11 protein-coding genes are annotated in these 14538 nt (G+C 42.0%); 6 read left to right on the plus strand and 5 right to left on the minus strand.

All coding sequences use genetic code 11. The annotated features are described in order from the left end of the window. Positions 1-10 precede the first annotated feature (10 nt). From IMPJCBKJ_RS00465 to IMPJCBKJ_RS00475, 3 genes are all read left to right on the plus strand, one after another. Positions 11-2236 carry a S9 family peptidase gene (locus IMPJCBKJ_RS00465; RefSeq protein WP_138600392.1) on the plus strand — a complete coding sequence of 742 codons (2226 nt, stop codon included), beginning with the start codon at positions 11-13 and terminating at the stop codon, positions 2234-2236. Between the two features lie 149 nt (positions 2237-2385). After that, on the plus strand, positions 2386-4023 hold the full coding sequence (locus IMPJCBKJ_RS00470; protein ID WP_138616072.1) for a methyl-accepting chemotaxis protein: 1638 nt from the start codon (positions 2386-2388) through the stop codon (positions 4021-4023). Between the two features lie 313 nt (positions 4024-4336). Further along, positions 4337-6457, plus strand: coding sequence for a Calx-beta domain-containing protein (locus tag IMPJCBKJ_RS00475; RefSeq protein WP_054552590.1), 2121 nt, complete (start codon positions 4337-4339; stop codon positions 6455-6457). 67 nt (positions 6458-6524) lie between these two features. On the opposite strand, the gene IMPJCBKJ_RS00480 is transcribed toward IMPJCBKJ_RS00475, so the two are convergent. The 4 genes from IMPJCBKJ_RS00480 to IMPJCBKJ_RS00495 form a co-directional block, all read right to left on the minus strand. After that, complete coding sequence (locus IMPJCBKJ_RS00480; protein ID WP_138600386.1) at positions 6525-8048, minus strand: leucyl aminopeptidase family protein; 1524 nt, start codon at positions 8046-8048, stop codon at positions 6525-6527. A gap of 103 nt (positions 8049-8151) precedes the next feature. Beyond that, positions 8152-9834, minus strand: a complete 1683-nt coding sequence (locus tag IMPJCBKJ_RS00485; protein WP_138600384.1) for a carbon starvation protein A — start codon at positions 9832-9834, stop codon at positions 8152-8154. A gap of 106 nt (positions 9835-9940) precedes the next feature. Next, positions 9941-10993 carry a DNA polymerase IV gene (gene dinB / locus IMPJCBKJ_RS00490; protein ID WP_054552593.1) on the minus strand — a complete coding sequence of 351 codons (1053 nt, stop codon included), beginning with the start codon at positions 10991-10993 and terminating at the stop codon, positions 9941-9943. A 61-nt stretch (positions 10994-11054) separates the two neighbouring features. Then, on the minus strand, positions 11055-11261 hold the full coding sequence (locus IMPJCBKJ_RS00495) for a hypothetical protein (RefSeq protein ID WP_138616066.1): 207 nt from the start codon (positions 11259-11261) through the stop codon (positions 11055-11057). Between the two features lie 153 nt (positions 11262-11414). Here IMPJCBKJ_RS00495 and IMPJCBKJ_RS00500 point away from each other — a divergent pair, with 153 nt between their 5' ends. The 3 genes from IMPJCBKJ_RS00500 to IMPJCBKJ_RS00510 all read left to right on the plus strand — a co-directional run bounded on the left by IMPJCBKJ_RS00500 (position 11415) and on the right by IMPJCBKJ_RS00510 (position 13972). After that, positions 11415-11843, plus strand: coding sequence for a thioesterase family protein (locus tag IMPJCBKJ_RS00500; protein WP_054552595.1), 429 nt, complete (start codon positions 11415-11417; stop codon positions 11841-11843). 12 nt (positions 11844-11855) lie between these two features. After that, positions 11856-12908, plus strand: a complete 1053-nt coding sequence (locus IMPJCBKJ_RS00505) for an aldo/keto reductase (RefSeq protein ID WP_054552596.1) — start codon at positions 11856-11858, stop codon at positions 12906-12908. 182 nt (positions 12909-13090) lie between these two features. Next, a complete protein-coding gene (locus IMPJCBKJ_RS00510) occupies positions 13091-13972 on the plus strand; it encodes an ABC transporter substrate-binding protein (protein ID WP_166338142.1) in 882 nt (293 codons plus the stop codon). Here the strand turns inward: IMPJCBKJ_RS00510 and IMPJCBKJ_RS00515 are convergent. Beyond that, positions 13923-14534, minus strand: coding sequence for a fumarylacetoacetate hydrolase family protein (locus IMPJCBKJ_RS00515; protein ID WP_054552598.1), 612 nt, complete (start codon positions 14532-14534; stop codon positions 13923-13925). The two genes, IMPJCBKJ_RS00510 and IMPJCBKJ_RS00515, sit on opposite strands and share 50 nt — an antisense overlap. Positions 14535-14538 lie beyond the last annotated feature (4 nt).

Raw genomic sequence — 14538 nt, forward strand, 5'->3', positions numbered from 1 at the left:
AGGTACTCCTGTGCTAAAAAAAATTAAATCTCTCTCACTTGCTCTGCCAGTGGTGGCCACTGCATTTAGTGTGACTGCTGAACCACTCACACTTGAGCGTATTTTTGACGATCCAAGCTTAGCAGGCAAAGCGCCTGTACAACTTAAATTCTCTCCAGACGGCAGTCGTGTCACTTACCTGCAAGGTAAAACCGATGATTACAACCGCTACGATCTATGGGAATACAACTTAAAAGATAACAAAAACCGCTTATTAGTTGACTCTGCTGCGCTATTTTCTGGTCCAGAAAACTTATCTGATGAAGAAAAAGCACGCCGTGAGCGCCAACGTATTTTTGGTAAAGGGATCTTAGAATATAAATGGTCTAAAGATGGTAAAGCGCTTTTATTCCCACTTAATGGCGACCTTTACTATTACGAGCTTGCCTCAGCTAAAAGCCGCAAATTAACCGACACAGACGCATTTGAAACCGATGCACGCTTCTCACCTAAAGGGCACTTCGTATCGTTTATTCGTGAGCAAAACCTATACGCACTTAACTTAAAAACGGGTCAAGAAATCCAATTAAGTAAAGATGGTGGCGGTGTTATTAAAAACGGTATGGCCGAGTTTGTTGCGCAAGAAGAAATGGGCCGTATGACTGGCTACTGGTGGTCTGGTGATGAGTCTAAAATCGCTTATACCCGTGTTGATGAAAGCCCAGTAAAAGAAGCGATCCGTAATGAGATTTACGCCGATGAAGTAAAGCTTTTTAACCAACGCTACCCGTTTACAGGTACCGACAACGTTAAAATTCAGTTAGGTGTTGTAAGCATCAACAATCAAAAAACTGACTGGGTTGATTTAGGCGACGATCAAGATATCTATATCGCTCGCGCAAAATGGTTAAAAGATAACAAAACGCTTTCTTATCAGTGGCAAGACCGCTCGCAACATAACTTAGAGTTACGTTTTTATAATAGCGACACTAAAAAACAAACGGTTGCCCTAACAGAAACCAGTGATACTTGGATTAACCTACACTTTGATTTGCAATTCTTAAACGATAAAAAGCATTTCGTTTGGGCATCTGAGCGCGACGGTTTTAAACACCTTTATTTATACCGCACAAACGGTGAAATGATCCGTCAAATCACCCAAGGTGAATGGGTTGTTGATAGCTTAAAAGGTATCGATGAGAAAAAAGGCATCGTGTATTTTGCAGGTCGTAAAGACACAGCACTTGAGAGCCACCTTTACAGCGTACCGCTATTCAAAAAAGGCGAAATTAAGCGCGTAACTGAGCTAGGTGCTTACCATAATGTGGTAATTGCTAAAGATAACAAAACCTTTATCGATAACAGCTCATCAGTGAATAAGCCTGGCTCTGCGGCATTACGTAAAATTAATGGCGAATTTATCACTTGGCTTGAAGAAAACAAGTTAGATAAGTCACACCCATTAACGCCTTACCTAGCTGATTTGATCACCCCAGAATACGGCACACTAACGGCTGAAGACGGGCAAATCATGCATTACCGTTTATTCAAGCCAACTAATTACCAAGACGGTAAAAAGCACCCAGTTATTGTTAACGTGTATGGCGGCCCTCATGCTCAGCGTGTAACGAACAGCTGGCGTAGTAAAAACTTATACTTCCAGTACATGGCACAACAAGGCTATGTTATTTTCCAACTTGATAACCGTGGTTCATACAACCGTGGTAAAAAATTTGAAGACGTGATTTATAAGCACTTAGGTGTGGCTGAAGTGGCAGACCAAATCAAAGGTGTCGAGTTCTTACGCACCCTTGATTACGTTGATCCTGAGCGTATTGGTATTTATGGCCACAGCTACGGTGGTTACATGGCGCTTATGACCATGTTTAAAGCGGGCGACTACTTCAAAGCCGGTGTTTCTGGTGCGCCAGTTACTGATTGGGCACTTTACGACACTCACTACACTGAGCGTTATGTAGGTCACCCTGCAACTAACGCGAAAGGTTACGAAGCAAGTGCAGTTTTCCCGTATGCTGAAGGCTTAAAAGGCCCGCTGATGATTTATCACGGTATGGCTGATGATAACGTGTTATTCACTCACGCCACTAAGTTATTCAAACAACTGCAAGATCAAGAAAAACAGTTCGAAATGATGACTTACCCGGGCTCAAAACACAGTTTACGTGGCAAGAGCGTACAAACGCACTTACACCAAACCATCACAAGTTTCTTCAACCGACACTTTAACGTTGAGTAATCACGTTTAATTTCGGTAACTTAGACTAAAGGCTGATTGTTAAATCAGCCTTTTTTTTGTCTCAATGTATTCTACTATTTAACTAGATTTTCGACCTATTTTGGCTACGCTTAATACATTGCTCTTATGAGCATGACGAAGGAACACACATGAATTACTTACGCCGTTTTACAATTTTTCAGCGCCTCGCCATGTTAGTGAGTGTGGTCGTGATAGGGCTGATATTTTTGAGCGTCTCGAGTTTAACGCAGCAATACAGCTCGCTAAAGCAAGAGCAATACATAAAAACCCAAAACCTTGTTGAGTCAGCCTACTCTATTATCGAGCATAACTATGCGTTGTTTGAGCAAGGTAAGCTGAGTGAGCAACAAGCCAAGCAAGCAGCCCTCGAAACAATTTCTGCACTACGTTATGACAATAACAATTACTTTTGGATCAACGATTATGAACCCGTTATGGTCATGCACCCGTTTAAGCCAGAATTAAATGGTAAATCGCTAGCGGGCAGTAAAGATCCAGATGGTGTGTTGTTATTTGTCGATATGGTTAATATCGTCAAAAAACAAGGAGAGGGTTTTATTCCCTATAAGTGGCCAAAGCCAGGTAAAGATCAGCCCGTTGATAAAATTGCCTACGTAAAAGGGTTTGCAAAGTGGCAATGGATTGTTGGCTCTGGTGTCTACATTGATACCATTGAAGAGGCCTTCTCGTCACTTCGTACCCATGTCATTATCACCGCGGTAGTGATTATTGCCCTACTGGTTGCGCTTAGCTACCTAATTGCCAATAGCATTCTTCGTCCGACACAACTTGCCGCAAATATGATGAAAGATATCTCACAAGGTGAAGGTGATTTAACTCAAAAGCTTGATGAAAACGGCAATGATGAAGTGTCTCGTTTGTCGCGCTACTTTAATTTGTACACGGCCAAAATGCGTGAGTCACTAAAACATGTTGCCGACAACGCAGAGCAAGTGAATCAGTTTGCCCACAGCGTTGATGATGCCAGCAAAACCAATCATTCATTTATAGAACTGCAAAACGACAGCTCAACTCAAGTGGCCACGGCGATGGAACAAATGACCCATCAAATTCATGATGTCAGTCAGAATGCTGAACAAGCTGAGCATGCCGCTAACGAAGCTGCACAAAATGCCGAAGCAGGCAAGCAGGTTCTTAACAAGACCATCACCGCCATTGAAACCTTGTCACGTAACATTGAACAAGTGAGTAAGGTTACTGCCGACCTTGCTGCAGAGAGTAACAACATAGGCTCAGTGCTTGATGTTATCCGCAGCATTGCAGAGCAAACCAACTTACTGGCACTCAATGCAGCCATTGAAGCAGCACGTGCTGGTGAGCAAGGTCGAGGCTTTGCCGTTGTAGCTGACGAAGTGAGAACTTTGGCAAGCCGTACAGGTAAAAGTACCGATGAAATTCAAGCTATGATCAGTAAACTACAAACCGGTGCACAAGCTGCTGTTGATGCTGTATCAGCAAGTCAGCAGTTATCAAGTGAAACGGTTTCACAGGCAGGTGAAGCAAATAGCTCCCTTAGTGAAATTGAACGACTAGTCACTATTATCAAAGATATGAACAGCCAAATTGCTCGCGCTACCGAGCAACAAACCAGCGCCGCAGATGAAGTTAACTTGCGGATTAATGAGCTTTCACAATCAACCGAGCAATCACTGTCGAATACCCAAGGACTTTCCAACGCCAGTGATAATTTAAAGCATAGCTCACAAGCATTGAGCGATGTAGTTAACCGTTTCAAACTCGATTGATCACAGCACTTCAAAAGCCCTGCAATGGTTTGCGGGGTTTTTCTATAACCTTTCTTTTTTATCCCCTAGTAATTTTTGAAGCCACTAAAAATTCAACCCACTGATTTAATTAGATCTTTATTAAATAGATAAAAAAAAGATGATAAATAGATATTAACGAGATTTACATAAATAAATTAAAAAGGAACTAATGGGGTGTGCTGAATTAAATTGCCATTGGCATTTAATCACTATTACAAAAATAATAAGGAGCGATACCAAAGTGCCTTCAAGAAACATACACCCCAAAAAGAACACACACTTAAAGCGTACTATGTTAGCTGCAATTTGCACTTACTCGCTACTCGGAGTAACTAATCAAGCGCTGGCAGATACAACTCAAACAAAACAAATTCCATTACACTTTATAGTTGCAGCAACCGATAAAGATGGCGCTAATGCCAAAGTTGACCAAGCCACTATTGAGCAATCAATTGAAAACTTAAATTCACATTATCAAGGTACAGGTTACTCATATCACTATAAATCTACTGACTTCGTAACCAACGAAGAGATGCCTGGTTTTTATGACGACGATTACTCACCAGACAATAGAGTGTTATTTATTGAGCCTTATTTTGATAAATCAGCTTTAAATGTCATGGTCGCAGACTTTGATGGCGTCAATGGTAATGCGTTTTTTCCTTACTTTGGCGTAGATGGTGTGTTAATTGATACAGAAGATCTTGTTACAACGACACTCGCACATGAAATCGGCCATAACCTCAGTTTATTGCATACCTTTGCCGATGGTGATGATGAACCTATTTCAGTGCAAATCGGTGAACGTGGCTACTTGTACGGTGACCAGATAATCGACACCCCTCCTTCTTTTGATGACTTAGATGATGATATTGAAAATTGCGAATACACAGGCTCTGCCGAAGATGAAGAAGGTACTCCCTACGCCCCTGATGCCAAAAACATAATGAGCCAAGGAAAAAATACCTGCCGTACGCACTTTTCTGCACAACAAATAGACCGTATGCAGTACGTTTTGCAAAGAGATAAATACCATCTTTTTAATCAATTTGGTGAAGGTAGAACCGTACCAAACTGCGAAAACTCAATTATAGTTACTCAATTCCCACATATAGATGGCTTTAATTTTAATCAAGAAATAGCGCAGCCATGGGTTCAAGATGTAGCTAATAACGGCTTCTTTTTTAGAACCTCACCTGATTCAAATTCAAGCAGAACAGGTGCTGATGAACCCTTTGAGGGGCACAGCTATTTACAAATTGATAGTAGCAAACGGGATGACACTGATTTTGATGACATTGTATATGCCAAAAAAGGTGACAAATTAAACTACTTAAGCCCTTGCTATGACTTGAGCTTCATCGAAAAACCGACATTGGAGTTTTACTTCAATATGCACGGCAAAGATATGGGAACTAGTATTATCGAGGTATCCGCCGATAATGCGCAAACGTGGGCTGAGTTATGGCGAAAAGAAGGCCAACAACACTCCGACGGCGACATTTGGGAAAAAGTGACGGTTGATCTATCTAACTACAGAACAACTCCCGCACAGCTGAGACTAAGTCATATCATAGAAGGTGAAAAAGGTGATGCGTCATTTGATCTTTTCACTGTTTCGGGCACTCAACCTCAGCAAGATTATGAATTTAATAGTAATACTCTCAATATAGCCGAAGACGAAAATGAAGTAACATTCAAGGTCATTAAAAACTCTGGCTTAGATAGTAGTTCGAAAATACGAATTTACACCGAAGACGTGGATGCTATTGCTGGAGAAGATTATACAGCACTTGATGAGACCCTTACTTTTTCGAGCCAAGAAACTGAAAAAGAACTAGCTATAAATATATTTGATAATAATGAAGTTGATGGTTCTCGCTCTTTTAATATCAAACTAGCATCTGATGAAAGTGACATAATCTTCAATGAATCAATTGTAACGATTGAAGACAACGATGTTGATTTCAGCTATGAATTAGACATTTCAGACACACAAATATCAGAAAATAGCGGCCAACTATTAGTTGGTATAATCAAATCCGATCCAACCGATTTTGAAACAAAAGTTCGTATAAAAACGACGGATGATAGCGCGGTCGGCGGCACTGATTTTACAGCTCTTGATGAAGTACTTACCTTTGCTCAAGGCGAAACACAAAAAGACATTACGATCGACATTATTGATAATTCAGAGGTAGATGGTTCAAGACGCTTCACTCTCGTATTAGAGTCTGAATCATTCAATGAAAAATACGCTGATGAAGTAATCACAATCACCAATGAAGATGGTATTCCAGAGCATGCAACCCCAGATGATAAAGCAAGCGGCAGTGTATCAGGTTACTTTACACTAATGCTCGGCGCACTGTGCTTTATTCGTAGAAACCGAAAGAAGAACATAAAAGACTAAACCTGACCAAGCATAGGCTTTAGAGCACAGGGTTGTGTCTAAAGCTTATGCTTTTTAAACTTACAACTTACAAACAATAACGAGCGAATAAGCTGCTTACTGTTGCGGCGGTAGGCTTGCCATGTTGCCAATCACCACCTTCTACACCACTGCCAGCGATATCCATATGAACATACGGTAATGGCTGCGCTGATTCAGTACCATGCTTATCTAAACCACCAACAATCGCTAAGAATGCCATCGGGAACTGATGACCACGTGCAGTTACAGCAGAAGCTGCATTGTTACTTGATAGTACGTCATCAGCTAATGTGCGAGGGCGAATGAAGTCATAATCTTCACGGCGGCTACGAGATACTTCTGCGGCATCTGCCCACAAATCGCCTAAGTCAGCAATTTGGCGCGAAATTTTCGCCGCGCGAGCTGGACCATTTTCAACATACGCACTGTAAGGACCCATAGCACGTGCTGCGTGGCCTGTTAGTGTTGCAACAGTGAATAGCTCTGGATTCACTTCGTTTAAAGCGCGATCTTTCATTTCGCTTAGTAAGTCGCCCATAGCTAAACGGCCTTCAGCATCTGTGTTACCGATACGAACACGCACACCTTCGCGGCTAGTAATGATTTCATCAGGAACAAAACAATCAGAACCAATTGAGTTACGAACTACGGCTAAGTAAGCAATCACTTTTACGCCTTTTGGTGCAAAGTCAGCCACTGATTTCATAAAGCCAGCAACCGAAGCAGCACCGCCTTTATCGCGGCTCATACCTGCCATAAAGCCACCCACTTTAAGGTCTGCACCACCGGTATCGTAAACTAAACCTTTACCAACAAACATTAAGGTACGCTCAACATCGCCTTCAGGCACGTATTCTAGTTTTACAACACGTGGGTGATGACGCTCAACAGCATAAGATGCGCGCGCTACGGTGCTCATCATTGGGTAATCTTTATCGATAGTGTTGATATCTGAAATCACTTCAACAGACACCTTACTACCAGCAAATAACTCAACGCAGTAGTCTGCAAAACGAGGTGGTGCCATACGCTCAGGCTCTGTACCACATAAATCACGTGCAGCGTATTGACCTGCAGCAATAGCATTAAGCGCTTTGCTCATTGCCTCGTCTGCACCCACTAGGCTAATTTGGCTAACTGGTTCAATCGCTTGGCCGTGGAACTCACGTGCCTCAAGTGGTTGCCAAAGCGCTTGGCAAGCACCTAAATAAGCCACTTCAAGGGCATGCTTGTAACGGCTATCTTGATTTACGTTAGCAAGTAAAATTGCAGGCTGAGTGCTACCCGATGCTTTCGCTTCTAGTACACCTTGCTTTGCTGCATCAAAGTAACGACGTACATCATCATAATCACGGTTTAGAGGGCCTGTAGGCGCTAAAATAACGCGTTTAGAGTCAATTACAAGTAATGTCACTTGTTTGCCAATACGTGCGTCTACAGCTTGTTGAGCGCTAATAGCTTGACTTAAGCTTGCGTCTGCTAAAGAAGAAAAATCATCACCGATAATAATCAATGCATCGTGATTTGCATCCGCTAGTTGAGGGGCTGCAACTGCATGAGGGTATGCCATAAAAAAGGTCCTGCTGTTAAAAACATAGGACCTTATTATCATTGATTTAGGGCGCTATTGCCAGCCAAGTAAGATAGCTTACTATAAGGCTGGCAAGCTAAGTTTACTGCTCTGTAATGTCTGCTGAGTCTTTACGATGCTTAACAATTACAGACCAAGCTTCAAGCATAACCAGTACGCTCACAACCAGTACTAACAAATCAAGTGTCACCAGTAACCAGTTACCTTGTTGATAGTACTCGCCCAGTTTAATAACCCCAGCAAAGAACGCCATGACGAGTACAAAACTCATTGGTATAAGCGTGTATTTAGCTGGGCGATTCGCTTTAATTAACATTACCGAAATCACCAGTAAGGTTAAGCTTGCTAAGATTTGGTTAGTCGAACCGAATAACGGCCAAATGATCATACCGCCGCTACCGTCAGCGCCACCAGCACCAAAAGCAAGCAGTAAACAGCTAAGTACTGCAATGAGTGTAGCTACAATACCATTACGAATGATGCTGATATTATAAATATCACCCCACTCTTGAATGATATAACGCTGCAGGCGCACGCCAGAGTCCATGGTAGTCCCCGCAAACAAGACCACCATCACGGCAAGTAAGGTTGATGCCACCTCTTGCGAGATACCCCAACCACTTTCAATTAAGTTAGCGCCACCATTAATAAAGGCGCTGACACTACCTGCACCTAAGTGACTATAAATTTCATGCCATTCTTCAGGTGATACAGCAAGTGCAACACCACTAACTGCAACGAGTGTTATAAGTGCAAGCATACCTTCGCCTACCGCACCTAAGTAACCCACAAAGCGGCCATCAGTTTCCTTGTTCAGCTGCTTAGAACTGGTACCTGAAGACACAATACCGTGGAAACCCGATACCGCACCACAAGCTATGGTCACAAATAGCAATGGAATAATACTTGGTGTATCAACCGCCGTTTGCGTATTAAACGCAGGCGCTGTGATATCTGGCATTGACACAAACACCGCACCGTAAAGAAGCACTAAGCCAACTAATAACTGCATACCGTTGATAAAGTCACGAGGCTGTAACAGCATCCATACTGGCAATAACGAAGCAATGGCTGCATAGATAAATAAGATAATGATCCAGTTCGCATTCGCACTTAGACCAAACATTTCATCAGGTAATGAAATTGGCATACCACTACCAAGGTAAATGGTGTAATACAGAATTCCCACACCAACTAAACAAAGCGGAATTAACGACACTTTACGGCGTAGTAACTGGCCAATAACTAAGGCCACTACAATCGCTGACCAAGCGGGGAATACCGCGTTAGGTTGCGATACAAATGACTTGGCAATAACCACACCAAATACCGCATTCACCATCAGCAGCACTAAGAACACCACAATCATAAATAGCGCACGGGTACGCTTACCAATTACGCTTTCAGATAAAGCGCCCATTGATTTGCCTTTGTTACGCGCGCTGGCCCAAAGAGCCCCCATGTCGTGAACACCAGCAAAAAAGATAGTACCAAATACCACCCAAAGTACCGCAGGCACCCAGCCCCAATAAACGGCAATAGCAGGGCCAACAATTGGCGCAGCACCTGCAACAGAAGTGAAATGGTGGCCCCACAACACAACTTTGTTAGTTGGCACATAATCCACCCCATCCTCAAGTTCATGAGCTGGCGTGACAAAATTATCATCCATTTTAAATATTTTTTCGGCGATGAATTTCGAATAAAAGAACCATCCGAACAACATACCGACTATTCCGAGCAGCACGATTACGACCGATTGCATAGTCATCTCTCTTATTAAGTTATAATGTTGTCTAAGGTGTTGAACTAGGCAGGCCTAGCACCCCAACTAGACACTAACAAACTTTCAAGCACCAAGGTGTTAACCTTTAGTCTAATATACTCAGCTGAAAATGCTCGTGAGCCTGACTCTTTATTCCGACACCTATCCCTAACAGGCGTACTGGCTGGTTATTACCTCGCTCATAGGCTTTGCTCATTAACTCAGCAAAAATGCGTTCGTCTAATTGATGGTGGCTTTGATCGGCACTGGTCACGACAAAATTGGCAAATTTTACTTTTACCGATAATTTATTGATGCGGTTGTTTAATTGTTGTTTATCAAGACGGCGGGTTAATTCATCCATCAAGCGGGGTAACTGGCTTAAACACTCGTCTAAATTATTTTTGTTGTATTCATAGGTGTGCTCAACACTGAGTGACTTTCGTACTCGCTCAGTTGACACTTTGCCAACGTACTCGCCTGCACACTTTTGATATAAAGAGACGCCAAAATTACCAATGTGCTGCTGCATCCAATTAACCCCTTTCGCACGCACATCAGCCCCTGTGTAAAGCCCTTTAAGTTGCAGCTTTTCTAAGGTCACCTTGCCAACGCCGGGAATTTTGCCAAGCGGTAAACTCGCCAAAAAGTCATCAACTTGATCGGGTAATACCACAAATTGACCATTAGGCTTATTTTCATCGCTAGCTATTTTGGCAATAAACTTAATTGGCGCAACGCCCGCTGAGGCTGTCAGCCCAGTGGTGTCATAGATTTCTTGGCGGATTTGCTGTGCCATGAGTGTTGCACTGCCTTTGCATGCGGTACTGTCGGTTACATCAAGGTAGGCTTCATCTAACGATAACGGCTCAATAAGGTCTGTGTACTTTGCAAAAATGGCGCGAATTTGCGTGGAGATTTCTTTATAAACCTGCATTCGTCCGGGCACGATAACCAGATCGGGGCACAATTGTTTGGCGTGATAGTTGGACATCGCCGAGCGCACACCATATTTACGGGCAATATAGTTGGCTGTTGAAAGCACCCCGCGACGACTATTACCACCTATAGCCAGAGGCACATTGGCAAGCGCGGGATTATCACGCATCTCTACAGCTGCATAAAAGCAGTCCATATCGATGTGAATGAATTTTTTCATCAGGAACACAACAACTGTTTATATATACAGTTATTATATTTAAACTTCCTGAGAGTGCAAGCTAAGAGGTTTGGCTTGTTTGTTGGTTTGGTTTTTTGCGACTGAAAAGCCGTGCGCCAAATAACCAAAACGCGGCTTCGAATAACAAGCCCACGACAATTAAAGCGATAAATCCTGACATTGTGCCCATGCTATAACAGAGCAAAGCTAGAGCAAGTAAGATGAAAAGTGCAATCCACTTTATCACCCTCAAGGTTAGTTGCTGCATAATTAAGGTCCTTTAATGTGTGTTCATTTTACTCACACTTTACGTAAGCGTGAACTTATAAATCTAGCACGATTTACTGAGATTTCTAATTTCCTTGAGCTAAAAGCATCATATTGCTAACCTAAGTTTTCTCACAATCAATGAAGATTTACTATGCAATCGTTTATAGAACAACACCCTATCAGAACCAAAATAAATGTCGCATGGGGTGAAATGGATGCCCTACAACACGTTAATAATGTGGTGTACTTTCGCTACTTCGAAACAGCTCGTATCGATTTTTTCACTCAACTAGGCTTTCTTAAAGATTTACAAGTAACAGGTGTGGGTCCGGTGATCAGCGAGAACAATGCTCGCTATAAACGCCCAGTAACATTTCCTGATACGGTGCATGTTGGTGTTAAGATTAGTGACATTGAACACGATCGCTTTATGATGCATTACACTGTATTTAGTGAAAGCCAAGACGCAGTAACAACCATTGGCTCATCACAAGTGGTTATGTTTAATTTTAAAACGGGTAAAAAAGCTCAGTTAAATGATGAGTTATTAACTGCACTTAAAGCCCATTCTAGCGATTAACAAGGATCTATTATGCTTTATAGCCCACTTGGTCGAAGTGGTATTGATGTATCTCGTGTCTGCTTAGGTAGCATGACATGGGGTATGCAAAACAACCAAGCCGATGCCGATGAACAAATCGCCTATGCGTTAGATAAAGGCGTTAACTTTATTGATACCGCCGAAATGTATGCCGTTCCACCTTCTCCTGACACCTACGGTAAAACAGAAGAGATCATCGGTAATTGGTTAGCGCGAAATAAAGACAAACGCGATGATCTTGTCATTGCCACTAAAATAGCAGGTAACGGCTTACCGTGGGTCCGCGATGCAGGCGATATTACTCGCCAAGCAGTGGTTGAAGCCGTTGATGCATCTCTTAAACGCTTACAAACTGAGGTTATCGATTTATACCAATTACATTGGCCTAACCGTACATCACCGCACTTTGGTAAACAGTGGCCAGGTAAAGTATGTTTCTCAGAAGCTGACACTGAACAAAATATCGCGGGTATGTTAGATATTCTTGAAGGTCTAAATGACTGTATCAAGGCTGGCAAAATTAAGCATTGTGGTTTATCAGACGATACACCTTGGGGCATTAGCCAGTACTTGCGTTTAAGTGAGCAGCATAACCTTCCGCGTATGGTTTCTATTCAAAACGAATTTAGTCTCCTGCACGCCAAAGATTGGCCGTATTTGATTGAACAATGTATTCATGAAGATATTGCTTACCTACCTTGGTCACCGCTAGGTGGCGGCATGTTAAGCGGTAAGTACTTAAATGGTGCTCGCCCTGAAGGTAGTCGTTGGACGCTAGTGCAACGTAATGGTTTATTTAGAGACACAGTACAATCTCGCGCTGCGATTGCTGAATATGTTGAAATTGCTAACGCCTTTAATTTAACCCCTTCACAACTTGCATTGGCTTGGTGTAATCAAGTGGATGGCGTAAGCTCAACAATCATAGGCGCTACATCTATGGCGCAGTTAAAAGAAAATATCGATGCTTTTTCTGTGCAATTAAGCGATGAAGCTAACGATAAAATCGCTGACGTATTTAACCGTTATCCAATGCCTTTTTGAGCATCTCCCTGCAATATTAATAAGTCTATTAAATGATAGGCTTATTAATACTTATTCATCATTTTTACCTTTCTTCTACAACTTCACCAATACTTTAGTGTATGGTAATTCACAGCATTTAACTTTTTTGGTTGTTAATGAGTAAATACGTAAAACATATATTATGCATGATAATGGTGATAGTGCTTGTTCCTATAACCTATGCTTCAGAGCGGCTTTCTATAACTTGGCTCGAAACAGATAACAAACCTTTCTTTGTTGATAAATCTAAGCAATATCCTTTAGGTGGCTTGTGCAACAACATAACCGACTTACTGATTGAAGCAATGCCAAATTTTAAGCATCAAAAGTCACTATTGCCACCTAAGCGATTAAGCAAATATCTCGATGATGGACACTTAGCGTGTTACGCGTGCATGATCCATCGAGATAAAAAAACTAACCGTGCCACTTACTCTATTCCAACTGCAGTTTATCCATCCTTTAGCGTGTTAAGTACTGAAGAAAGAGCGCTAAAGATTAAGCAAAAACACGGTAATCCAGTGTCATTAATTTCATTATTGACTGATGCCAATTTTATTTATGGCCAAAATGATGCGCGAAAATTTGGCAGTAAACTGGACGCAATAGCTAAAAATACTAAGCTTTATGAGAGTGCTGCATTAAGTGGCACCGGCAGCCATGCAAACCAAGCGCTACTATCGCAGTTAGAGCATGGCTACATTGATTACACAATTGATTACCCATTTGTTGCTGATTATTACAATCAACAAAACCAACAGAATATTCAAAAGCTCAGCATTGCTAATCCAACTCAAAATGTGGTTTTTGGTGCCATTGGTTGCTCAACAAATGCGCCTAATAATTATGCCGAAAAAGTACTTGCAGAAATCAATGAGGCGCTGAAAAACAAAGTACTGCCGAGTGAAAAATACCAGCAAAGCCAACGAATTTGGCTCGAACAAAGCTTTCCTGAGTTTTCAACTTATTATCAGCGCTCTATTTTAGACCCGCTTAAAGAGCCTGCCACTGATGAGATAACAGCTCCTGTTGATCATCCATAAGTGTTACAGCAAAGCTCGAATTTGCGACAACCTTCCCTACCCCTTCAGGCGTGCCAGTCATAATGATGTCGCCATCTTCTAGGTCCATAAAATCACTAATTTCAGCTAAGATTTGCTCTGCGTTATGCAGCATTAACCTTGTATCGCCTAGTTGAGTGTCTATTCCATCAATCTTTAGACTAAATTGATAATGACAACTGGCATTAACCGCAACAAATTCAGTAAAAAGCGCTGAACCATTAAATGCTTTTGCGCGCTCCCAAGGCAGGCCTTTTTCTTTAAGTGTGCTTTGTAAGCCTCGTTTGGTTAAATCAAGCCCAAGCGCAACCGCTGCCAGCTGTTTATCTTTAACTAAAAAGCAAAGCTCAGTTTCGTAATGTAGAGCCTCACCTAAGTGTTCGCTATTAAGAGAATCAGTGATGGCGCTATTTGGTTTTGCAAACAGCACCATATTTGTTGGTGTTTCATTGTTAAGCTCTGCAATATGCGCAGCATAATTACGACCTACGCAAATAATTTTGCTTGGGGTGAATACTTCTTTATTCCATTTCACTGATTGCACGCAA

The sequence above is a fragment of the Pseudoalteromonas sp. MB47 genome, from assembly GCF_011319765.1.
In the GTDB taxonomy this organism is placed as follows: Bacteria; Pseudomonadota; Gammaproteobacteria; order Enterobacterales; family Alteromonadaceae; genus Pseudoalteromonas; species Pseudoalteromonas simplex.

Coding starts and splice junctions, on each gene's coding strand:
- IMPJCBKJ_RS00500 (WP_054552595.1), top strand. CDS start 11,415: ATGCAATCGTTTATAGAACAACACCCTATCAGAACCAAAATAAATGTC.
- dinB (WP_054552593.1), bottom strand. CDS start 10,993: ATGAAAAAATTCATTCACATCGATATGGACTGCTTTTATGCAGCTGTA.
- IMPJCBKJ_RS00470 (WP_138616072.1), top strand. CDS start 2,386: ATGAATTACTTACGCCGTTTTACAATTTTTCAGCGCCTCGCCATGTTA.
- IMPJCBKJ_RS00480 (WP_138600386.1), bottom strand. CDS start 8,048: ATGGCATACCCTCATGCAGTTGCAGCCCCTCAACTAGCGGATGCAAAT.
- IMPJCBKJ_RS00505 (WP_054552596.1), top strand. CDS start 11,856: ATGCTTTATAGCCCACTTGGTCGAAGTGGTATTGATGTATCTCGTGTC.
- IMPJCBKJ_RS00475 (WP_054552590.1), top strand. CDS start 4,337: ATGTTAGCTGCAATTTGCACTTACTCGCTACTCGGAGTAACTAATCAA.
- IMPJCBKJ_RS00495 (WP_138616066.1), bottom strand. CDS start 11,261: ATGCAGCAACTAACCTTGAGGGTGATAAAGTGGATTGCACTTTTCATC.
- IMPJCBKJ_RS00485 (WP_138600384.1), bottom strand. CDS start 9,834: ATGCAATCGGTCGTAATCGTGCTGCTCGGAATAGTCGGTATGTTGTTC.